Genomic DNA, 20,075 nt, shown 5'->3' on the forward strand with positions numbered 1-20,075 from the left:
ACTACTTCGCCTGCGCAACAACCTGGCTACCCACGCCACGGTTATTAAATTCCCACATGCGGTTGAATTGGGTATCGTTGAGGTCACGCTGGATTTCGCCTTTCTCATCCTGTGCACCGGTATTCCCGCTGAACGGACGTTTCGACATCGCGGCATCGGCCCACGGTTTTTCCATATTAAAGCCCTGGTTAATGACGCTGTCACGGATCACCACCTGGCCGTTGACGTTACCGTCGACATCCAGCGAGCGGCCGAGCTGCGCCACGCCATCACCGGCGGCGGTGAAGCGGCTGTTGGTCGCCAGGAAACCATAATAGACATTGGACAGCGTTGCCGGGGCGAATACGTAGCCTTCCTGCTGGGTGCGGGAGTTAACGATGCGGAAGTCGGTGTTATCAAACACGACCGCGCCGCGACCGGACACCAGATCGACATCGCCTTCAACATAGCTATTCGTGACCAGCGTGCGGGTCTGGCGATCGTTTTGCAGTACGTTCTGCACGCCGCTGTTGGTCACAAAAAAGGTGTTCTGACGGCCCAGAATGTTGACGTTGTTAATTTGTACCTGATCGCCATCGCTGCGCAGGGCAACGGCCTGATGGGTGCCAGCGTCAACGCTGTCGCCAAGATTGTTTTCGATAGTCAGGTTCTGTAATTGCAGACCATTATTCTGCGACCATACGACCGCGGAACACATTACGCCAACGGTGGCTGCACGTTTGCTCTGGCATTTGTCAAACATATACCACGCCGGTTTACCCGGCATATATTTACCTGCCGGATTGACCAGTCGACGCCAGCTTGTCGGATCGATTTCGGAATCAATCGCGGCGCTGATTTTCACGTCGATGGCTTTATCGCCTGTGCCGTACAGGGTCAGGCTGCCGGACGCGATGGGTACATAGACGGTGCCTTCATATTCGCCTGGCATGATGGCGATGTATTGACGCTGGCTGGTATGACGCGTGATTGCCGCGTCCACGGCTGCCTGAATCGTGGTATGCGTTACGCCTGCCGTTCCGGCTGGACCCACCACAAAATCGGGCTGGGCGGGAAGGCTGATCGCCGATGGTTTCCACGGCGCGGCGTTCGGGTTCAGTGACAGGAAGTAGTGATCCGCGGTGAAGTTTTTGGCTTCTCCGGCCGTCAGGATGGGACGAGCTGTAGTGCCGGGCGCAGCCTGGGAGGACGGCTGTTGATCGGCGGGGGTTGAGCTACAGGCGGTCAGCGTCGCGCCCACAAGCAGTGCCAGAGTCAGGCGAGAAACCGAAAATGTGTTCAAGAGGATGCTCCAGACTTTTAATCGTTAAAGGGTCTTTAAAGCCTGCTGTTTTATACTAAGTTGAGCGAAACGGGAAGCCAAATTACGCAAAAGACACAACGAAACGTGTTGATTTACAAAGGCGGGGGATCCCCGCCGAAAGAAGGTGCAAAATCAGGGGTGCAGTGACAGGCCCTTAATCACTTTATCGACGGCCTTTTTCGGGCCGCGCAGCGCGAGGCCGACCAGATTCATCGCATCAGCATCTTCCTGCAGGAACACCGCGCGGTTATCCGCATCGTTGCCCGTGGCGAACATCGCCTGCACGTAAGGCACTATCGTCAATTCGCGCTCAAGACCTTTGCGATGCGTACGCTGGAGATCGTCAAGCCCCCCTGCAAAAATCAGCATCGGCTGGCCCGAAATGCGTGAATACTGACGGCCTACGGCATCGATGTAGTTCTCGCCAAGGACCTCAGGCGCGGCAGAAACAATACCGGTCGCCAGAAAAGCAACAACGTTCAGCCGCTGCCAGCTCTCAAGGTCGTCGCGTACCACCAGGGCAATTTTTGTGTCAAACATGCGTATTTCTTCTCCATCAGCACTGAAAAGCCCATCATCAAAGAAAGCGTGTCAGCGGGATAGAACGTTTGTGCACTGTTGCTGAAAAGCGGCGGGAGACATCCGGTACGCGCGTTGAAACCATCTTCCCAGATGGCTTTGATCGGCAAAACCTACCTGAGCTGCGACCTGTGCAGGCTCTTGTCCATGCGCCAGTAACGCTCTGGCGCTGCGCAGACGCAGCCTGACAAGATACGCGTGTGGCGTTTGACCAAAGGCTTTGGAAAATTGTCGACTCAGACGAAAACGATCGATACCCGCGAGGCGGGATAATTCATCAAGGCCAATATCTTCCGCCATTCGCTCATGCAAAATCTCCCGGATCCGCTGCATGTGCAGTAGCGTATCGCTCTTTTGCGAAGGGGAAGCCACCTTGATATGGCGGGTGAGTAAACCAAGAAGCCGATCCATACTCTGATCGCGCGCCAGTTTGCCCTCCTGATGATGAAAGGCGTAAAAGGTCTGCTGGATGGCGCAGAAAAGCGCGACATCGTCAGTAAGCGTGTGGCGAAAGGCCGCCTCGATCAGGGAGATATCGGCCAGTCCACGCTGCGCAAGCTGAGTCGAAACCCAGGCTTGCGGCAGGTAAAGCATGGAGTAGGTAAAGCCGTCGGTGTCCGGGGCGTGTCCATCATGAACCGCACCCGGTTCAATCAGAATGGCGCGGCCGGGGCTGCTGGTATGAAGCGCACGGTGGCAGCGAAAACGCTGCACGCCCTGCTGGGTAAAACCCACCAGCACCTCATCGTGGTCGTGCGGATCGTAGGCGTGGCCGGTGAAATGAGCGCTCACGCTTTCAATGCCGCTTTCAGCCTCGCGGCGGAAATCAAGCCAGTCGGCGCTTTTTTCACCGTTCATATCGGAAGATCAGATATACCACGTCGTCAGCGACGCGCTGCCGAGGGTATGAAAATGAACGTTAAAACCCACCATCGCCCCGCTGGCACCTTCATCGACCTCAATACGTTCAACGTTCAGCGCATGAACGGTGAAGATATAGCGATGCGATTCACCCTTCGGCGGCGCGGCACCATTGTAGCCCGTCTTGCCAAAGTCGGTACGGGTCTGGATCGCGCCTTCGGGGAGGGCGACCAGATCGGAGCCGGAACCCTGTGGCAGCACGCGGGTATCCGCCGGAATATTGGCGACTACCCAGTGCCACCAGCCGGAACCCGTCGGCGCATCGGGATCGTAGCAGGTGACGACGAAACTTTTGGTTCCCGCCGGGACGTCATCCCAGGCGAGGTGGGGAGAAATATTATCCCCTTCATAGCCCATGCCGTTAAAGACATAGCGATTATGTAATTTGTCACCATCCTGGAAGTCTTTACTGATTAACTTCATATACATCTCCTTCAGGTTAATCCACGGTCGATCACAGGAGTGTAGCCCGAGCGGGCGAGCATCGCAGTACCTTATTCACTAAAAAGTGTTTCATCCTGCACCGCCAGATTGACCGCACGCGTCAGACGCGACAACTGCTCCGATTTAATCGGATAGGGCGGCATCAGGTAGATAAGCTTGCCAAAAGGCCGGATCCACACCTTTTGCGCGACAAAAAAGCGCTGTAGCGCCGCCATATTCACCGGACGGGTGGTTTCCACCACGCCAATCGCCCCCAGCACACGCACATCGGCGACCAGCGTGGACTCACGGGCGGGAGCCAGTTCGCGCTTCAACTGCGCCTCAATCACCGCCACCTGCGCCTGCCAGTGATTTTCCTCCAGCAGCGCCAGACTTTCCGTAGCCACCGCGCAGGCCAGCGGATTGCCCATAAAGGTCGGACCGTGCATAAAGCAGCCCGCGTCGCCGTTGCTGATGGTTTCGGCGACCGCACGGGTGGTCAGGGTGGCGGAGAGCGTCATGGTGCCGCCGGTTAATGCTTTTCCGAGGCAAAGAATATCGGCGGTGATGCCTGCATGTTCGCAGGCAAACAGTTTACCGGTACGACCAAAACCGGTAGCAATTTCATCGGCGATCAGCAGAATGCCCTCCCGGTCACACATCTTGCGGATACGTCGCAGCCACTCGGGATGATACATCCGCATTCCCCCCGCGCCCTGCACAATAGGTTCGAGGATCACCGCCGCGATGTCATGGCGATGGGCGGCCATCAGGCGGGCAAAGGCCACCATATCGTGCTCATCCCACTCGCCATCGAAACGGCTTTGCGGGGCCGGGGCGAACAGATGCTGCGGCAGATACCCGTGCCACAGGCTGTGCATCGAGTTATCCGGATCGCATACCGACATCGCCCCAAAGGTATCGCCGTGATAGCCGTTACGGAAGGTAAGAAATCGCTGACGTGGCTCGCCTTTGGCCTGCCAGTATTGCAGCGCCATTTTCATCGCCACTTCCACCGCCACCGAGCCGGAATCCGCCAGAAACACGCACTCCAGCGGCTCAGGCGTCATTGCCACCAGCTTGCGGCACAGCGCCACCGCGGAAGGATGGGTGATGCCGCCGAACATCACATGCGATACCTGGTCGATCTGCGACTTCATCGCCGCGTTCAGACGCGGGTGATTATAGCCGTGGATTGCCGCCCACCAGGATGACATGCCATCCACCAGTTGCTCACCGCTGGCGAGCTGAAGCTCACAGCCCTGTGCGCTCACCACCGGGTAAACCGGCAGGGGGGAGGTCATCGAAGTATAGGGGTGCCAGATATGGCGTTTATCGAAGGCAAGATCGTCCGGTGTCATAATCGACTTGTAAACCATTTTGAAAAGTTTTAGGTTTACGAGTCTACACCGAAGCAGAAATTAACTAAACCCTTTGGAGAGGCCCGATGGCTCACCACCCACGCTGGACAATGTCGCACGTCACCAAACTTTTTAATAAACCGCTGCTGGATCTGCTGTTTGAAGCGCAGCAAATTCACCGTCAGCACTTCGACCCGCAGCAGGTGCAGGTGAGCACGCTGCTGTCAATCAAAACCGGGGCCTGCCCGGAAGACTGCAAATACTGTCCGCAAAGCTCCCGCTATAAAACAGGTCTGGAAGCCGAACGTCTGATGGAAGTGGAGCAGGTACTGGACTCGGCACGCAAAGCAAAACTGGCTGGCTCCACCCGCTTCTGCATGGGCGCGGCGTGGAAAAACCCGCACGAGCGCGATATGCCCTACCTGGAGCAGATGGTACAGGGCGTTAAAGCAATGGGCCTGGAAGCCTGTATGACCCTCGGCACTTTGGATGAAACGCAGGCGCAACGTCTGGCCTCGGCGGGGCTGGATTATTACAACCACAACCTCGATACCTCGCCGGAATTCTACGGCAATATCATCACCACGCGCACCTATCAGGAGCGTCTCGACACGCTGGAGAAAGTGCGTGAGGCCGGGATCAAAGTGTGCTCCGGCGGCATCGTCGGTCTGGGCGAAACGGTGAAAGATCGCGCCGGGCTGCTGATGCAACTGGCGAATCTGCCGACGCCGCCGGAAAGCGTGCCGATCAACATGCTGGTCAAGGTGAAAGGCACGCCGCTGGCCGATAACGAGGATGTGGATGCCTTCGACTTTATCCGCACCATCGCCGTTGCGCGCATTATGATGCCGACCTCTTACGTTCGTCTCTCTGCCGGGCGTGAGCAGATGAACGAGCAGACTCAGGCGATGTGCTTTATGGCCGGGGCGAACTCGATATTCTACGGCTGCAAACTGCTGACCACGCCAAACCCGGAAGAAGATAAGGATTTGCAACTGTTCCGCAAGCTGGGGCTGAATCCGCAGCAGACCCTGGTTCAGGAAGGCGATAACGAGCAGCAGGAACGACTGGAACAGGTGCTGCGCACGCCGGATACCGACACGTACTACAACGCGGCAACGGTATGAGCTGGCAGCAGCGAATTGATACAGCGCTAGCGGCACGCCGCGCGGCCAGCACCTTGCGACGCCGACAAGCGGTGGAACAGGGCGCGGGCCGCTGGCTTACCGCTGAAGGGAAACGGTATCTCAATTTCTCCAGCAATGACTATCTGGGCCTGAGCCAGTATCCGCAGGTGGTACAAGCCTGGCAACAAGGCGCGGCACGCTTTGGCGTCGGCAGCGGCGGATCGGGCCACGTTAGTGGCTACAGCTTTGCGCACCAACAGCTTGAAGAGGAGCTGGCGCAGTGGCTGGGCTACCCGCGCGCGTTGCTGTTCATCTCCGGCTTTGCCGCTAATCAGGCGGTGATTACCGCACTTGCTGCGAAAGACGATCGCATCGTCGCCGACCGCCTGAGCCATGCCTCGCTGCTGGAAGCCGCCAGCCTCAGCCCGGCGCAGCTTCGCCGTTTCGCCCATAACGATCCGGCGCAGTTGCAGAGCCTGCTGGCAAAACCCATTGGCGGGCAGCAGCTGGTAGTCACGGAAGGCGTTTTCAGCATGGATGGCGACAGTGCGCCGCTGGCTGAAATCGACCGCGTCACGCGCGCCGCCGGGGCCTGGTTGCTGGTGGACGACGCCCACGGCATCGGTGTCAGCGGCAATGGCGGACGCGGTAGCTGCCATGCACAACAGGTACAGCCGGACCTGCTTATCATCACCTTTGGCAAAGGCTTCGGCGTGAGCGGCGCGGCGGTGCTGTGCAGTGAACCGGTGGCGGAGTATTTAGTGCAGTTCGCCCGCCATCTCATCTACAGCACCTCCATGCCGCCAGCCCAGGCGGCGGCATTGCAGGCTTCGCTGGAGGTTATTCGTGGCGATGAGGGCCAGCAGCGACGCGAAAAGCTTCAGCAGCATATCGCGCTTTTTCGTCGCGGTGCGGCAGCGCTGACGATGGCGATGACGGATTCAGCCAGCGCCATTCAGCCGCTGATTATCGGCGACAACGCCCGCGCCCTGCGGATGGCGGAGGCGCTGCGCGAGCACGGATGCTGGGCCACGGCCATCCGTCCGCCTACGGTGCCTGAAGGGACGGCACGCTTGCGCTTAACGCTGACGGCGGCGCATGAAACCGACGATATCACCCGCTTACTGGAGGTGCTGGATGCCGCCAGTCGATAAACAGGCGGTGGCCGCCGCCTTTGGTCGCGCTGCGTCGGTCTATTTGCAGCATGACGATCTTCAGCGTCAGAGCGCCGCCGCGCTGCTGGCCGGGCTGGCTGAACGTCCTTTCCCACGCGTGCTGGATGCCGGATGTGGACCGGGCGGCATAAGCCGTTACTGGCGCGAGCAGGGCAGCCACGTCACCGCGCTGGATCTGTCGCCGCAGATGCTGGCCGAAGCACAACGTCAGGACGCCGCGCATCACTACCTGCGGGCGGATATTGAAGCTATGCCGCTGGCGGACGCGCAATTCGATCTTGTCTGGAGCAATCTGGCCGTACAGTGGTGTGAAAATTTACAGGCTGCGCTCAGCCAGCTTTACCGCGTGACCCAGCCGGGCGGACAGGTGGCATTTACCACTCTGGTTGCCGGATCGCTCCCCGAAGTCGCGCAGGCATGGCAGGCGGTAGACGGTCGTGCGCACGTTAATCGCTTCTTGTCTCCAGAGGCTATCCACCACGCGCTGTCCGGCTGGCGTTATCGCCATCACATGCAGTCGATCAGCCTGCGCTTTCCCGATGCCCTCAGCGCCATGCGCTCGCTAAAAGGAACCGGAGCCACGCATCTGCATGAAGGGCGGACGCATCACCCGCTGACCCGCAGCCAGTTACGTCAGCTTCAGCTGGCGTGGCCACAGCAGCAGGGCGTTTGTCCGCTGACCTATCATCTTTTTACAGGAATTATTGAACGTGACTAACCGTTTTTTTGTCACCGGCACCGACACCGAAGTCGGCAAAACCGTCGCCAGCTGTGCGCTGCTTCAGGCCGCCAGACGCCAGGGAGTGATTACCGCAGGCTATAAGCCGGTCGCCTCGGGCAGCGAGGCCACGGCGGAAGGGCTGCGTAACAGCGACGCGCTGGCGCTTCAGCGTAACAGCAGCCTGCCGCTGGGCTATCACCAGGTTAACCCGTACACCTTCGCTGAACCGACCTCGCCGCATATCGTCAGCGCCGATGAGGGACGCCCCATCGACGCGGCGGTACTCTCTGCGGGCCTGAGACAGCTGGAAGCGCTGGCGGAGTGGGTGCTGGTGGAAGGGGCCGGAGGCTGGTTTACGCCGCTCTCACCGACCCTGACCTTTGCCGACTGGGTGATAGCTGAAAAACTGCCGGTGATCCTGGTGGTAGGCGTCAAACTGGGCTGCATTAACCATGCCATGCTGACCGCGCAGGCCGTGCAGCAGGCAGGATTAACGCTCGCAGGCTGGGTGGCAAATGACATCACGCCGCCCGGCCGCCGTCATCAGGAGTATCTCGCCACGCTCAGGCGCGTACTGCCCGCGCCCATGTTAGGCGAGATCCCATGGATCGAACATGACGTGGAAACGTCCGATCCCGGTCAGTATCTCGATCTTAGCCTCCTTGTGTCGGGGTCATCCACTGTGTGAGTAGTTGCTGGTCAAGCTGGTTAACCTGTCCCTGCGCGACATTGCGGCCCTGATGCAGCAGTAAGAAGCGATCCGAAACGTGATGGATAAACGACAAATGCTGTTCTGCCAGCAGAATGGTCAACCCCAGCTCGCGTTTCAGGCGCAGGATAATCTCGCCCAGCTTATGTAAAAACGCCTGACCCGCGCCGCGCGTCGGCTCATCCAGGATCAGCAGGCGAGGGCGAGTGACCAGCGCATTCGCCAGCGCCAGCTGGTACTGATTCTCATCTGACAGCGTTGCCGCTTTCACCTGACGCAGAGCACAAAGCTCCGGGAACAGATCGTAGATCCCACTGTTTACCGCGCCATCCCCGCTGGCGGCGTGGGCGATATGCAAATTCTCCTCCACCGTCAGTTGCGAAAAAATTCGTCTCTCCTGCGACACATAGCCAATTCCCAGTGCGATCCGGTTTGGCGCAGAGAGCGGTAGCAAATCGCAAGGCGGGGCGTCATGGCCATGCCAATAAATACTGCCGCTCTCAATCGGCACGATGCCGGTTATGCAGTTAATGAGCGTGGTCTTGCCCATGCCCGGCAGCCCGATGACGCTGGTGCATTTTCCCGGCTGGAGTTCAAGCGTGATATTCCACAGCGTGTGCTGGCTTCCATAAAATTGATTTACAGCGCGCAGACTCAACATCGGTAGCTCCTCAATTCAGTTCGTGCGTTTCGACCATCAGGTATTGCAAAAGGCTTGCCAGAGACGGTCTGCGGCTTAAAAAAGGCACTTATTTCGGATAGCGCTGAGGATCCGGAGGAAAATAATGAGCATTTGGTCAGAGGCATGCACTTTGTCGGTGCCAGGGGCAGAGTGTAGTGGTGCAACAGTCCAGAAACTCTCAGCGTCCTTAAGCTGATAAAAGACAAAAAATAGTGGGAAATATTTTTTATGATCGCGTTTCATCAGCGGCTTCGGTTTTTGCCAGAGAGCGGTGGCTAAGGGCTGGCGCGAGTTATCCACTATTCCTGTGGATAACCTTGTGCATTAGAGTTAGAAAAGACGTGGTAAACGAGAGAATACGCGGCCTGCGGATGAATTGACGGCAAACGCGTCTTTTATGATATGTTTTTTATATTCAACGAGTTAAATAAAATCAACTAGTGCAAGAAAAGTGTCATCTGCTGCCATCAAACCGTCATGACATTGCTTGACAAAGTTAAAAAATGAGTTTTTTTGGGGATAACCCATTTCAGCTGGTATTTTCCCTGTCTGACGCTACGCTTTTGCTGATGTTTCCAGGGCAATGAGGCAAGATTTTACGCTTACTGTTTTTTTATCCAGTATAAATTGTTGGCAAAATCGCCAGCGACAGGTAAAATTATGCTCCTGCCCGCTTATTCCTTTCAGGTAGCCATTAATGAGTAAACCGTTCAAACTGAATTCCGCATTCCGTCCATCTGGCGATCAGCCGGAGGCGATTCGTCGTCTGAAAGAAGGGCTTGAAGATGGCCTGGCCCATCAGACGCTTCTTGGCGTAACGGGGTCAGGGAAGACGTTTACCGTTGCCAATGTTATCGCCGATCTTCAGCGTCCGACCATGGTGCTGGCACCGAATAAAACGCTGGCCGCGCAGCTGTATGGCGAAATGAAGGAGTTCTTTCCGGACAATGCCGTGGAGTATTTCGTCTCCTACTACGACTATTATCAGCCGGAAGCCTACGTTCCCAGTTCCGATACATTTATTGAGAAAGACGCGTCGGTCAACGAGCATATTGAGCAAATGCGTCTGTCGGCAACTAAAGCATTGCTGGAACGTCGTGATGTAGTGGTGGTGGCTTCCGTGTCGGCGATTTACGGCCTTGGCGATCCCGACCTGTATCTGAAAATGATGCTGCACCTCACCATCGGCATGATTATCAATCAGCGCGATATTTTGCGTCGTCTGGCGGAATTGCAGTACGCCCGTAACGACCAGGCCTTCCAGCGCGGGACGTTCCGCGTGCGTGGTGAGGTGATTGACATCTTCCCGGCGGAATCGGATGACGTGGCGTTGCGCGTCGAACTGTTCGACGAAGAAGTGGAACGTCTGTCGCTGTTTGATCCGCTAACCGGGCATATTGAATCGACGATCCAGCGTTTTACCGTCTATCCCAAAACGCACTACGTAACGCCACGCGAGCGTATTGTGCAGGCGATGGAAGACATCAAAGTTGAGTTATCTGACCGACGCAAGACGCTAATGGCGAATAATAAACTGTTAGAAGAACAGCGAATCACCCAGCGCACGCAGTTCGATCTCGAAATGATGAACGAGCTGGGCTACTGCTCAGGTATCGAAAACTACTCGCGCTACCTTTCTGGCCGTGGGCCGGGCGAAGCGCCGCCGACGCTGTTTGACTATCTGCCCGCGGACGGTCTGCTGGTGGTGGACGAATCACACGTTACCATCCCGCAAATTGGCGGGATGTATCGCGGCGACCGGGCGCGTAAAGAGACGCTGGTCGAGTACGGGTTCCGCCTGCCTTCCGCGCTGGATAACCGTCCGATGAAGTTTGAAGAGTTTGAGGCGCTGGCCCCACAAACCATCTACGTTTCGGCGACGCCCGGCAAGTACGAGCTGGAAAAATCCGGCGATGAAATTGTCGATCAGGTGGTGCGTCCTACCGGCCTGCTGGACCCGATTATTGAAGTGCGTCCGGTGGCGACGCAGGTCGATGATTTACTCTCAGAAATTCGCAAGCGCGTGGTGATCAACGAGCGCGTGCTGGTCACCACCCTGACCAAACGAATGGCAGAAGATTTAACCGAATACCTCGACGAGCACGGCGAGCGGGTGCGTTATCTTCACTCAGACATCGACACCGTCGAGCGTATGGAAATTATCCGCGATCTGCGCCTCGGCAAGTTCGATGTGCTGGTCGGGATCAACCTGCTGCGCGAAGGGTTGGATATGCCGGAAGTGTCGTTGGTCGCCATTCTGGATGCCGACAAAGAAGGTTTCCTGCGCTCTGAGCGCTCGCTGATCCAGACTATCGGGCGTGCGGCGCGTAATATCAACGGTAAAGCCATCCTCTACGGCGATAAAATCACCCCGTCGATGGAAAAAGCCATTAGCGAAACCGAGCGTCGTCGCGAGAAACAGCAGCAGTACAACGAAGAGCACGGCATCGTGCCGCAGGGCCTGAACAAGAAAGTGGTCGATATTCTGGCGCTGGGTGAAAACATCGCGAAGACCAAAGCCAAAGGCCGTGGTAAAGCGCGTCATCCGGTGGAAGAGGATGCAGCGTTGCCGCTGACGCCGAAGGCATTGCAGCAGAAAATTCACGAACTGGAAGCGAAGATGATGCAGCACGCCCGGGATCTGGAGTTCGAGGAAGCGGCGCAGGTTCGCGACCAATTGCACCAGTTGCGCGACCTGTTTATTGCCGCCTCGTAGGCTCGTAGGCTCGTAGGCCGGATAAGGCGAAGCCGCCATCCGGCATTATGGGGTTCCGGGGCTAAACGTATTACCCCCGTAGCGGTCTGAATTTCACCCAGGCCCGCGCGCCCGTCTGCGACTGGCGATTGTGCAAAAAAAACTGCGCGTCGTGCAACTGGGCAATACGCGTGACGATGCTCAACCCGAGGCCAATACCGCCATACCGGCTGTCCATACGCACAAACGCCTTGCTCAGCTCGCCGCCTTTCGATTCATCAATCCCCGGACCTTCATCTTCAACCACCAGCGTCGGCCCGTTTCCAGGCTCAATATGGACGACGATAACAGAGCCGACAGGACTATAACGATAGGCATTTTCCACCAGATTTCTGAGCACCACGCGTAACAGCGTGGCGTCGCCCAATACGGCGACCTGGCTTTCCACCGGCAATGTCAGATATTGCTGACGCTGCGACAGCATAGTTTCAAGCTCCCCCTGAAGCGGCAGAACCACATCGTGATAGAGATTAACCTGCTGATAGCTCCCGGCAGAAAAAGATTGCCCCACGCGCGCCAGTTGCAAAAGCTGGGCAATGCTGGTGGTCATCTGATCCAGGCGCTGCAGCAGCGGCTCGACATTCGCAGTTCCGGCACGACCAATCAGCTCAAGGTGCAAACGCAGACCGGCCAGCGGCGTGCGCAACTCGTGGGCGACATCGGCGGTAAACAGCCGCTCGCGCTCGAGCGTCACGGTAAGTCGCGAGACCAGTTGATTGATGGCGGAGGTCACCGCTTCCACTTCGCTGACCGTCGCGTTAATGGCGATGGGCTGAAGGTTGTCGGGCGTGCGTTCGCTTAACTCGCGTTGCAACTCTGCCAGCGGGCGGGTGATCTTTTTCACCGCGTGAAAGCAGATGACCAGCGCCAGGCCGATAATCAGCAGACTGGGCACCAGCAGGCTGGCGATAGCTTCGCGTACTTCGTGCGCAATGTGTTTACTGTTGTCATGATTCTGGACTGCGCTCTGTACCAGCAGTTGAATCTGCTCCTGGCTTTCATGCCAGAGCCAGAAAACGCTATAAACCTGGCACACCACCAGAATTGCGCCGATGGTCAGCAGCAGCTGGCTGCGCATCGTCGTTTTTCGTCTGCGAAAGAGTGCCATTATTTATCCTGATTCGGCATCATATAGCCGAAGCCGCGCACCGTGCGAATACGCGTTTTGCCGATCTTTTCGCGTAAATTATGGATATGCACCTCCAGCGTATTGGTCGAGGGTTCGTTTTCCCAGCTATAAATATCGTTATAGAGAATTTCACGATGCACCGGGCTACCCGCTTTTAGCATCAGTCTTGAGAGCAGCGCGTACTCTTTCGGCGTAAGCTCCAGCAACTGTCCTTCCAGCCAGACCTGACGGCGCGTGACGTTGAGCGTCAGATTGTCGATCGTCAGTTCGCTGTCTCCCTGATTATGATGGCGGCGCAGCAGCGCGCGAATGCGCGCATTCAGCTCATCCAGGGCGAAAGGTTTGATTAAATAGTCATCCGCGCCGGTATCCAGCCCGGCGATGCGATCGCCGACGGTATCGCGCGCGGTGAGGATCAGCACCGGCTGGGTGAATTTATCGCGTCGCAGATGGGCCAGCAGATGCAACCCATCCTCATCGGGCAGACCTAAATCCAGCACCACCAGACTGTAATGGGCGCTGGCCAGACAACTCTTCGCATCGCGGGCGGTCGCCACGCCATCGCAGACATATCCCTCGTTTTGCATGGCCAGGATCAGTCCCTGCTGCAGTAAAGCATCATCCTCAATAACTAATATTTTCACTTAGTTAGCTCCTTTGCACGACAATAAAATATCATCTTTTCCCTGATAGACCTGCGTGGTGACGCCCACCATCCCAAGCATAGTGGAGAAAAGATTATCCTGTGAGTACGCCTGAGTGTCAGCCCTTTTTTGCAGACACTGCTGGCTTACGTGATAACGTTTCTGATAATCCTCTGAGAGCCACATCAGCATCGGAATATGCGTTTGCATCTGCGGGGCAATTGACCACGGCAGTCCATGCAAATAGACCCCGTCTTCCCCCAGTGATTCACCGTGATCCGACAGATACACCAGACTGGTGGTAAACCTGTCCTGCTTGCTTTGTAGCAGCTTGATCGCTTTATCGACGATATAGTCCACATACAGAACGGTATTATCGTAAGTATTGGCCAGTTGCGCCTTACTACAGGTCTGTATCTCATTGGTATCGCAGGTCGGGGTAAATTTACGGAACTGGGGCGGATAGCGGTTGTAGTAGGTGGGGCCGTGGCTGCCTATGGTGTGCAGAACAATCACGCCATCTCCCTGAAGCGTATCGATGTAATGGCTTAAACCCTCGAATAATACCTCATCATAGCATTCGCCATTGATACACTGACCCGGCAGTTTCAGACGCGTCATATCCTGCGTCGGCACCCGCTCGCAGGCACCTTTACAACCGCCGTCATTTTCATTCCACAGCACCTTTATCCCGGCGCGCTGAATGACGTCCAGCAGTCCTTCCTGATGGTGCGCCAGTTGGGCGTCGTAATGCTGGCGCGGCATGTCAGAGAACATGCAGGGGACCGACACGGCGGTTGCGGTGCCGCAGGAGGTCGTTTGCGGGAAGTAAATCACGTTATCCTGCTTCAAACGCGGATTGGTCTCGCGCTGGTAGCCGCCAAGGGAAAAGTTGGCCGCCCGCGACGTTTCGCCGACGATGAGGATCGTCAGGTTCTTACGCGGACCCTGCACCATGCGGGGATCCTGCCGCGCATCTTCGCCAATCTGCACCAGCGGCAAATTGTCCATTCGGTTATGAATGTACCAGGACCAGCTGGCAACGATACTGTTGGACGGATTAAGCGATTTCACCAGCTCTTTGTTGTTGCGAAACAGAGAGGCGTAATCTTTATAGAACAGGAGCGCCACCAGCAGGATCGCCAGAACGGAAAGGGTGAGACTCACCGCCCGCAGCACTCCGCCCCTTACGAGCGTCGCGGGATAGCGGATTTTTACCCACCAGGCCAGCGCTGCCATTAATACGCCGGAGAACAGCAGTGATAACACCAGTCGCGACGAGAGCAGGGCAAAACTTTCCGCAGGCGTGGTATCAAGGATGTTATCGATCATTGAGCGATCCATCACGATACCGAAGTTAAGAATAAAATATTGCACCGCCGCGCCGAGCAAAACGAAAAGGGTGATGATTAACCGATGCAGGCGTAAAAATGACGCCAGCGTTAGCAGGATATAAATGGCCGCAAACGCCACGACAGGCATAGAGATAAACACCAGCGCCGAATGCAGAGAATTCACCGGCAGCAGGTTAAATGCCTGATGCCAGAAGGCGATATTTAAAAAAAGTGCGATATAGAGCGCAAAAAGAACCAGAAACGTCAGCAGACCGAGGGTCGGTCTGCGCAGATGAAACGCCCGCATAATGTGATCTCGCCAGGAAAGGGAACGGCATCGTGGCAGAGAAGGTTTAAGCCAACCTTAAGAAACGAATAAAGATGAGAAGATTAGCCCAGCGCCTGAACCGCCTGTTCCAGCGCCTTGCGCAGCAAATGGCGATCGTGAAGGTAAGGAATATCGCTGGCTTCCAGCGGCTGCTGAACCACGATGCGATCGTCTGTTCCACGAATATCGGTATCCGGTCCCACCACCACCGCATCAATAACCCGTTTGCCGATAGCGCGCTCCATCAGGGCCAGCTTATCAACAACCTGAAGCTCAGCCGCCGGGAGGCTGACTTCACGGCCTAAATTGCCGATGTAGATCATCGGAGCCGGGGCGCGTCGCAGCGCCTGGGTAATATCAGACAACAGCAGGATCGGCATCAGGCTGGTGTAAAAACTGCCTGGCCCGATGAGAATAAGATCGGCTTCGGCGATGGCCTGTACGGCTTCACGGGTGGCCGGAACGTTAGGGGAGAGCAGCAGGTCCGCTGGCGGTTGTTTAAGCTGATCGATATTCACTTCACCATAGACTTCATGGCCTTCGCTATCCACGGCCATCAAATCCACCGGTACTTCCGACATCGGGATCAGTAACGCGTCCACCTTCAGCAAATTGCGAATTAAATTAATGGCCTCCAGAGGCCGCACGCTCAGGTGATCCAGCGCCTTTAACATCAAATTTCCGAGATTATGCCCGGAAAGCTCGCCATTACCGCCAAAACGGTATTCAAACATCGCTGACGCGACGCTGGGTTCAGTAATCAGCTGATTGAGGCAGTTGCGCATATCGCCCCAGGCGATACCGCCCTCCGCACGCCGGATACGCCCGGTTGAGCCGCCGTTGTCAGTAGTGGTCACGATCCCGGTCAGCCGTGAACCCACTGACGACAGTGAAGACATAACCCGTCCCAGACCATGCCCGCCGCCCAGTGCTACTACTCTGTCCAGATCCGCAAACGTGCGATTACGCATAACTTTCCCTTATTTAATCATTCCGCGTAACAGTAGCGTAACTACCCCTAAAAGACGATGGGCTAACGGCGCTAAAATGATGCATATCAATGCAAAAACGTGATTTACGCGTAGTCTGTAGCGAAATTGCACGATTGTGTCGCTATATACATAATTATATAGCGTTTTGCGAGTGGCGGAAACGTGTTTGACGCGCTACTATCGGCATAATCACTCTAGCCTCTGCACCTGGGTCTTTCGATACGGTGCTTTGGCCGTGGCATAAGCCACCAGGGTACAGGAAGAAATGACTGTGCCTCCCGAACTGGAAAGGTGTACATGGCTTCACAACTTACCGATGCGTTCGCCCGCAGGTTTTACTATCTGCGTTTGTCGATCACCGACGTGTGTAATTTTCGTTGCACGTACTGTCTGCCCAACGGCTACCGGCCCAGCGGCGTCACCAATAACGGTTTTTTATCCGTCGATGAAGTGCGGCGGGTGACTCGCGCCTTCACCGCGCTCGGCACCGAAAAAGTGCGTCTCACCGGCGGCGAACCTACGCTTCGTCGCGACTTTAGCGAAATTATCGCCACCGTGCGTGAAAACCCGGCCATCCGCCAGATTGCGGTGACCACCAACGGTTACCGGATGGCGCGCGATGTTGCAAACTGGCGCGACGCGGGGCTGACCAATATCAACGTCAGCCTCGACAGCCTCGATGCCCGTCAGTTTCACGCTATCACCGGGCAGGACAAATTTCGTCAGGTGATGGACGGCATTGACGCCGCTTTTGACGCCGGTTTTACGCGCGTTAAGGTCAACACCGTTCTGATGCGCGACGTCAATCATCACCAGCTTGATACCTTCCTCGCGTGGATCAAACCTCGTCGCATCCAGCTGCGTTTTATCGAGCTGATGGAAACGGGTGAGGGCAGCGAGCTGTTCCGCAAACATCATATCTCTGGCATGGTGCTGCGCGACGAACTGCTCAGACGCGGCTGGATCCACCAGCTTCGCCAGCGCAGTGACGGTCCGGCGCAGGTATTTTGCCATCCCGACTACGAAGGCGAAATCGGCCTTATCATGCCGTATGAAAAAGATTTCTGCGCCAGCTGCAACCGCCTGCGTGTCTCCTCTACCGGCAAACTGCATCTGTGTCTGTTTGGCGAGGGCGGCGTCGATTTGCGAGATTTGCTGGCGGACGACCAGCAGCAGGCGGCGCTGGAAGCGCGTATTGCCGCCGCGCTGACCCACAAAAAGCAGACCCATTTCCTGCATCAGGGAAATACGGGCATTACTCAGAACCTTTCTTATATTGGCGGATAACCGCCAGCAAGGAGATCTCGATGAGTCAGGTAAGCGCTGAATTTATCCCGACGCGAATCGCTGTTCTTACCGTTTCCAGCCGCCGTGGCGAAGAGGACGATACCTCCGGCCATTATCTGCGCGACGCTGCGCACGAGGCGGGTCATCAGGTGGTGGATAAAGCCATCGTTAAAGAAAATCGCTACGCCATCCGCGCTCAGGTGTCTGCCTGGATCGCGCGTGAAGACGTTCAGGTGGTGCTGATCAACGGCGGCACCGGCTTTACCGCGGGCGACCAGGCACCGGAAGCGCTGCTGCCGCTGTTTGACCGTGAAATTGAAGGCTTCGGCGAAGTATTCCGCATGCTCTCCTTTGAGGAGATCGGCACGGCGACGCTGCAATCGCGCGCGGTAGCGGGCATCGCCAACAATACGCTGATTTTTGCCATGCCTGGCTCCACCAAAGCCTGCCGCACGGCGTGGGACAACATCATTGCGCCGCAGCTCGATGCCCGTACCCGTCCCTGTAATTTCCATCCTCATCTGAAGAAATAATCATGTCACAACTGACCCATATCAACGCCGCCGGTGAAGCGCATATGGTGGACGTCTCCGCCAAAGCCGAGACGGTGCGCGAAGCGCGGGCGGAAGCCTTTGTTACCATGCTGCCGGAAACGCTGGCGATGATCGTCGAAGGCAGTCACCATAAAGGTGACGTATTTGCCACGGCCCGTATCGCCGGCATTCAGGCGGCAAAACGGACCTGGGAGCTGATCCCGCTGTGTCATCCACTGCTGCTCAGCAAAGTGGAGGTTCAGCTTCACGCCGAGCCGGAACATAACCGCGTGCGTATTGAAACCCTCTGCCGTCTGACCGGGAAAACCGGCGTCGAGATGGAAGCGCTGACCGCCGCCTCGGTAGCGGCACTGACGATCTACGATATGTGCAAAGCGGTGCAGAAAGATATGGTCATTGGCCCGGTGCGTTTGCTGGCGAAAAGCGGCGGCAAATCGGGCGATTTTACGGTGAAAGCACATGATTAACGTTCTTTTTTTCGCCCAGGTACGCGAGCTGGTTGGCACCGATCGCCTTTCTCTGGAAGCAACGTTCGCCAACGTGGAAGCGTTGCGCCAGCACCTTGCCGTACAGGGCGAACGCTGGGCGCTGGCGCTGGAAGAGGGCAAGCTGCTGGCTGCCGTCAATCAGACGCTGGTCGCCTTCGACCATGCCATCGTTGACGGCGATGAAGTGGCGTTCTTTCCACCCGTCACCGGAGGCTGAGATGGCTGAGACCCGTATTTGTGTCGGCCACGCGCCGTTTCGCGTTGGCGATGAGTATCCGTGGCTGGCAGAGCGCGATGAAGACGGTGCGGTTGTCACCTTTACCGGCAAAGTGCGCAATCATAACCTCGGGGACAGCGTGAAGGCGTTGACGCTTGAGCACTACCCCGGCATGACGGAAAAAGCGCTGGCGGAAATCGTGGCTGAGGCCCGCGCCCGCTGGCCGTTAGGCCGTGTCACCGTGATTCACCGGATTGGCGAACTGTGGCCGGGCGAGGAGATTGTCTTCGTCGGCGTCACCAGTGCGCATCGCAGCAGCGCCTTTGACGCCGGGGAGTTTATTATGGACTACCTGAAAACCCGCGCCCCGTTCTGGAAGCGTGAAGCGACGCCCGAAGGTGAGCGCTGGGTCGAGGCGCGCGACAGCGACAAGCAGGCGGCACAGCGCTGGTGATGCGCCTTTTTCGTAAGATGTAGTAGGCTTACAAGAGTATTCATCTTATAAGGAGTTTCTCATGGATAGATATCCACGTTCAGATTCGATAGTCCAGCGCTCGCGTACTGGCCTGCAAACCTATATGGCGCAGGTCTATGGCTGGATGACCTGCGGCCTGTTACTCACCGCTTTTGTCGCCTGGTATTCTGCCAATACCCCCGCCGTGCTGATGTTTGTCTTCTCCAGCCAGATTACGTTCTTTGGCCTGATTATCGCGCAGCTGGCGCTGGTTTTCGTGCTCTCCGGGCTGGTGCATAAGCTCAGCGCCGGGATGGCAACCACGCTGTTTATGCTCTATTCGGCGCTAACCGGGCTGACGCTCTCAAGCATCTTTGTGGTGTATACCTACTCCTCCATCGCCAGCACCTTCGTGGTGACGGCAGGGATGTTTGGCGCGATGAGCCTGTATGGGTATACCACCAAACGCGATCTCAGCGGTTTCGGCAATATGCTCTTCATGGGCTTGATAGGGATTATTCTCGCCTCGCTGGTGAACTTCTGGCTGAAGAGCGAAGCGTTGATGTGGGCGGTAACCTATATCGGCGTGGTGATCTTCGTTGGCCTGACGGCTTATGATACCCAGAAGCTGAAAAATATCGGCGAGCAGATCGACACCCGTGACGGCAGCATGCTGCGTAAATACTCCATCCTCGGCGCACTGACGCTGTATCTCGACTTTATCAACCTGTTCCTGATGCTGCTGCGGATTTTCGGCAACCGCCGTTAATGATGGTGAGGCTGGAAACAAGCCTGTTATAAAAATACCGTTGTGAACCTGCCGGGTGGCGCTGCGCTTACCCGGCCTACAATAAAATTACGCGTTATCCGTAGGCCCGTGCAAGCGCAGCGC

21 protein-coding genes and 1 riboswitch are annotated in these 20,075 nt (G+C 56.7%); of the genes, 11 read left to right on the forward strand and 10 right to left on the reverse strand.

Annotated elements, in window-relative coordinates:
• Position 1 precedes the first annotated feature (1 nt).
• The 5 genes from ACMGGS_RS14460 to bioA all read right to left on the reverse strand — a co-directional run bounded on the left by ACMGGS_RS14460 (position 2) and on the right by bioA (position 4,587).
• The gene (locus ACMGGS_RS14460) at positions 2 to 1,282 is read right to left on the reverse strand and encodes a putative acyl-CoA thioester hydrolase (protein WP_414163200.1); all 1,281 of its coding nucleotides are present in this window, start codon (positions 1,280 to 1,282) and stop codon (positions 2 to 4) included.
• A 153-nt stretch (positions 1,283 to 1,435) separates the two neighbouring features.
• Positions 1,436 to 1,843 (reverse strand): DUF2000 family protein, encoded by a 408-nt coding sequence (locus tag ACMGGS_RS14465; protein WP_176920504.1) that lies wholly within the window; start codon positions 1,841 to 1,843, stop codon positions 1,436 to 1,438.
• 51 nt (positions 1,844 to 1,894) lie between these two features.
• Positions 1,895 to 2,740 (reverse strand): helix-turn-helix domain-containing protein, encoded by an 846-nt coding sequence (locus ACMGGS_RS14470; RefSeq protein ID WP_414163201.1) that lies wholly within the window; start codon positions 2,738 to 2,740, stop codon positions 1,895 to 1,897.
• Positions 2,741 to 2,749: 9 nt separating this feature from the next.
• Positions 2,750 to 3,226: a kinase inhibitor gene (locus ACMGGS_RS14475; RefSeq protein ID WP_414163202.1), complete on the reverse strand. Its 477-nt coding sequence runs from the start codon at positions 3,224 to 3,226 to the stop codon at positions 2,750 to 2,752.
• A gap of 71 nt (positions 3,227 to 3,297) precedes the next feature.
• A complete protein-coding gene (gene bioA / locus ACMGGS_RS14480; protein ID WP_414163203.1) occupies positions 3,298 to 4,587 on the reverse strand; it encodes an adenosylmethionine--8-amino-7-oxononanoate transaminase in 1,290 nt (429 codons plus the stop codon).
• Positions 4,588 to 4,673: 86 nt separating this feature from the next.
• On the opposite strand from bioA, the gene bioB reads away from it, so the two are divergent.
• Genes bioB through bioD form a run of 4 tightly spaced genes read left to right on the forward strand, consistent with a single transcriptional unit; the run spans position 4,674 to position 8,298 of the window.
• Positions 4,674 to 5,714 carry a biotin synthase BioB gene (bioB, locus tag ACMGGS_RS14485; protein ID WP_414163204.1) on the forward strand — a complete coding sequence of 347 codons (1,041 nt, stop codon included), beginning with the start codon at positions 4,674 to 4,676 and terminating at the stop codon, positions 5,712 to 5,714.
• The gene (gene bioF / locus ACMGGS_RS14490) at positions 5,711 to 6,868 is read left to right on the forward strand and encodes an 8-amino-7-oxononanoate synthase (protein ID WP_414163205.1); all 1,158 of its coding nucleotides are present in this window, start codon (positions 5,711 to 5,713) and stop codon (positions 6,866 to 6,868) included. The genes bioB and bioF overlap by 4 nt, the downstream gene beginning before the upstream one ends.
• On the forward strand, positions 6,852 to 7,607 hold the full coding sequence (bioC, locus tag ACMGGS_RS14495; protein ID WP_414163206.1) for a malonyl-ACP O-methyltransferase BioC: 756 nt from the start codon (positions 6,852 to 6,854) through the stop codon (positions 7,605 to 7,607). The genes bioF and bioC overlap by 17 nt, the downstream gene beginning before the upstream one ends.
• On the forward strand, positions 7,600 to 8,298 hold the full coding sequence (bioD, locus tag ACMGGS_RS14500; protein WP_414163207.1) for a dethiobiotin synthase: 699 nt from the start codon (positions 7,600 to 7,602) through the stop codon (positions 8,296 to 8,298). The genes bioC and bioD overlap by 8 nt, the downstream gene beginning before the upstream one ends.
• On the opposite strand, the gene ACMGGS_RS14505 is transcribed toward bioD, so the two are convergent.
• Positions 8,264 to 8,980, reverse strand: coding sequence for an ABC transporter ATP-binding protein (locus tag ACMGGS_RS14505; protein WP_414163208.1), 717 nt, complete (start codon positions 8,978 to 8,980; stop codon positions 8,264 to 8,266). The two genes, bioD and ACMGGS_RS14505, sit on opposite strands and share 35 nt — an antisense overlap.
• A gap of 718 nt (positions 8,981 to 9,698) precedes the next feature.
• On the opposite strand from ACMGGS_RS14505, the gene uvrB reads away from it, so the two are divergent.
• The gene (gene uvrB / locus ACMGGS_RS14510) at positions 9,699 to 11,717 is read left to right on the forward strand and encodes an excinuclease ABC subunit UvrB (protein WP_414163209.1); all 2,019 of its coding nucleotides are present in this window, start codon (positions 9,699 to 9,701) and stop codon (positions 11,715 to 11,717) included.
• A 70-nt stretch (positions 11,718 to 11,787) separates the two neighbouring features.
• On the opposite strand, the gene pmrB is transcribed toward uvrB, so the two are convergent.
• The 4 genes from pmrB to yvcK all read right to left on the reverse strand — a co-directional run bounded on the left by pmrB (position 11,788) and on the right by yvcK (position 16,162).
• Positions 11,788 to 12,864, reverse strand: a complete 1,077-nt coding sequence (pmrB, locus tag ACMGGS_RS14515; protein WP_414163210.1) for a two-component system sensor histidine kinase PmrB — start codon at positions 12,862 to 12,864, stop codon at positions 11,788 to 11,790.
• Positions 12,864 to 13,529 carry a two-component system response regulator PmrA gene (gene pmrA, locus ACMGGS_RS14520; protein ID WP_414163211.1) on the reverse strand — a complete coding sequence of 222 codons (666 nt, stop codon included), beginning with the start codon at positions 13,527 to 13,529 and terminating at the stop codon, positions 12,864 to 12,866. The genes pmrB and pmrA overlap by 1 nt, the downstream gene beginning before the upstream one ends.
• On the reverse strand, positions 13,530 to 15,170 hold the full coding sequence (gene eptA / locus ACMGGS_RS14525; protein ID WP_414163212.1) for a phosphoethanolamine transferase EptA: 1,641 nt from the start codon (positions 15,168 to 15,170) through the stop codon (positions 13,530 to 13,532).
• 83 nt (positions 15,171 to 15,253) lie between these two features.
• The gene (gene yvcK / locus ACMGGS_RS14530; RefSeq protein ID WP_414163213.1) at positions 15,254 to 16,162 is read right to left on the reverse strand and encodes a uridine diphosphate-N-acetylglucosamine-binding protein YvcK; all 909 of its coding nucleotides are present in this window, start codon (positions 16,160 to 16,162) and stop codon (positions 15,254 to 15,256) included.
• A 199-nt stretch (positions 16,163 to 16,361) separates the two neighbouring features.
• Positions 16,362 to 16,493: riboswitch (molybdenum cofactor riboswitch) on the forward strand.
• Between yvcK and moaA the strand changes: the two genes are divergently transcribed.
• The 6 genes from moaA (at position 16,481) to ACMGGS_RS14560 (ending at position 19,952) form a co-directional block, all read left to right on the forward strand.
• On the forward strand, positions 16,481 to 17,470 hold the full coding sequence (moaA, locus tag ACMGGS_RS14535; protein ID WP_414163214.1) for a GTP 3',8-cyclase MoaA: 990 nt from the start codon (positions 16,481 to 16,483) through the stop codon (positions 17,468 to 17,470). (Overlaps the previous riboswitch by 13 nt.)
• Before the next feature lie 20 nt (positions 17,471 to 17,490).
• Positions 17,491 to 18,003: a molybdenum cofactor biosynthesis protein B gene (gene moaB / locus ACMGGS_RS14540; RefSeq protein WP_414163215.1), complete on the forward strand. Its 513-nt coding sequence runs from the start codon at positions 17,491 to 17,493 to the stop codon at positions 18,001 to 18,003.
• 2 nt (positions 18,004 to 18,005) lie between these two features.
• The gene (gene moaC / locus ACMGGS_RS14545; RefSeq protein WP_176920520.1) at positions 18,006 to 18,491 is read left to right on the forward strand and encodes a cyclic pyranopterin monophosphate synthase MoaC; all 486 of its coding nucleotides are present in this window, start codon (positions 18,006 to 18,008) and stop codon (positions 18,489 to 18,491) included.
• Complete coding sequence (moaD, locus tag ACMGGS_RS14550; RefSeq protein ID WP_414163216.1) at positions 18,484 to 18,729, forward strand: molybdopterin synthase sulfur carrier subunit; 246 nt, start codon at positions 18,484 to 18,486, stop codon at positions 18,727 to 18,729. Before moaC ends, moaD begins: the two co-directional genes overlap by 8 nt.
• A 1-nt stretch (position 18,730) precedes the next feature.
• Positions 18,731 to 19,183, forward strand: a complete 453-nt coding sequence (moaE, locus tag ACMGGS_RS14555) for a molybdopterin synthase catalytic subunit MoaE (RefSeq protein WP_414163217.1) — start codon at positions 18,731 to 18,733, stop codon at positions 19,181 to 19,183.
• Positions 19,184 to 19,244: 61 nt separating this feature from the next.
• The gene (locus ACMGGS_RS14560; protein ID WP_176920523.1) at positions 19,245 to 19,952 is read left to right on the forward strand and encodes a Bax inhibitor-1 family protein; all 708 of its coding nucleotides are present in this window, start codon (positions 19,245 to 19,247) and stop codon (positions 19,950 to 19,952) included.
• The last annotated feature ends 123 nt before the right edge of the window (positions 19,953 to 20,075 follow it).

Origin of the sequence: Superficieibacter sp. BNK-5, assembly GCF_047456055.1 — a bacterium.
Taxonomy (GTDB): Bacteria; Pseudomonadota; Gammaproteobacteria; order Enterobacterales; family Enterobacteriaceae; genus Superficieibacter.

Excerpts from the sequence above, each read along its gene's own strand:
- ACMGGS_RS14465 (WP_176920504.1), bottom strand. The coding sequence starts at position 1,843 with ATGTTTGACACAAAAATTGCCCTGGTGGTACGCGACGACCTTGAGAGC.
- ACMGGS_RS14470 (WP_414163201.1), bottom strand. The coding sequence starts at position 2,740 with ATGAACGGTGAAAAAAGCGCCGACTGGCTTGATTTCCGCCGCGAGGCT.
- ACMGGS_RS14475 (WP_414163202.1), bottom strand. The coding sequence starts at position 3,226 with ATGAAGTTAATCAGTAAAGACTTCCAGGATGGTGACAAATTACATAAT.
- bioA (WP_414163203.1), bottom strand. The coding sequence starts at position 4,587 with ATGACACCGGACGATCTTGCCTTCGATAAACGCCATATCTGGCACCCC.
- bioB (WP_414163204.1), top strand. The coding sequence starts at position 4,674 with ATGGCTCACCACCCACGCTGGACAATGTCGCACGTCACCAAACTTTTT.
- bioF (WP_414163205.1), top strand. The coding sequence starts at position 5,711 with ATGAGCTGGCAGCAGCGAATTGATACAGCGCTAGCGGCACGCCGCGCG.
- bioC (WP_414163206.1), top strand. The coding sequence starts at position 6,852 with ATGCCGCCAGTCGATAAACAGGCGGTGGCCGCCGCCTTTGGTCGCGCT.
- ACMGGS_RS14505 (WP_414163208.1), bottom strand. The coding sequence starts at position 8,980 with ATGTTGAGTCTGCGCGCTGTAAATCAATTTTATGGAAGCCAGCACACG.
- uvrB (WP_414163209.1), top strand. The coding sequence starts at position 9,699 with ATGAGTAAACCGTTCAAACTGAATTCCGCATTCCGTCCATCTGGCGAT.
- pmrB (WP_414163210.1), bottom strand. The coding sequence starts at position 12,864 with ATGGCACTCTTTCGCAGACGAAAAACGACGATGCGCAGCCAGCTGCTG.
- eptA (WP_414163212.1), bottom strand. The coding sequence starts at position 15,170 with ATGCGGGCGTTTCATCTGCGCAGACCGACCCTCGGTCTGCTGACGTTT.
- yvcK (WP_414163213.1), bottom strand. The coding sequence starts at position 16,162 with ATGCGTAATCGCACGTTTGCGGATCTGGACAGAGTAGTAGCACTGGGC.
- moaA (WP_414163214.1), top strand. The coding sequence starts at position 16,481 with ATGGCTTCACAACTTACCGATGCGTTCGCCCGCAGGTTTTACTATCTG.
- moaB (WP_414163215.1), top strand. The coding sequence starts at position 17,491 with ATGAGTCAGGTAAGCGCTGAATTTATCCCGACGCGAATCGCTGTTCTT.
- moaC (WP_176920520.1), top strand. The coding sequence starts at position 18,006 with ATGTCACAACTGACCCATATCAACGCCGCCGGTGAAGCGCATATGGTG.
- moaD (WP_414163216.1), top strand. The coding sequence starts at position 18,484 with ATGATTAACGTTCTTTTTTTCGCCCAGGTACGCGAGCTGGTTGGCACC.
- moaE (WP_414163217.1), top strand. The coding sequence starts at position 18,731 with ATGGCTGAGACCCGTATTTGTGTCGGCCACGCGCCGTTTCGCGTTGGC.
- ACMGGS_RS14560 (WP_176920523.1), top strand. The coding sequence starts at position 19,245 with ATGGATAGATATCCACGTTCAGATTCGATAGTCCAGCGCTCGCGTACT.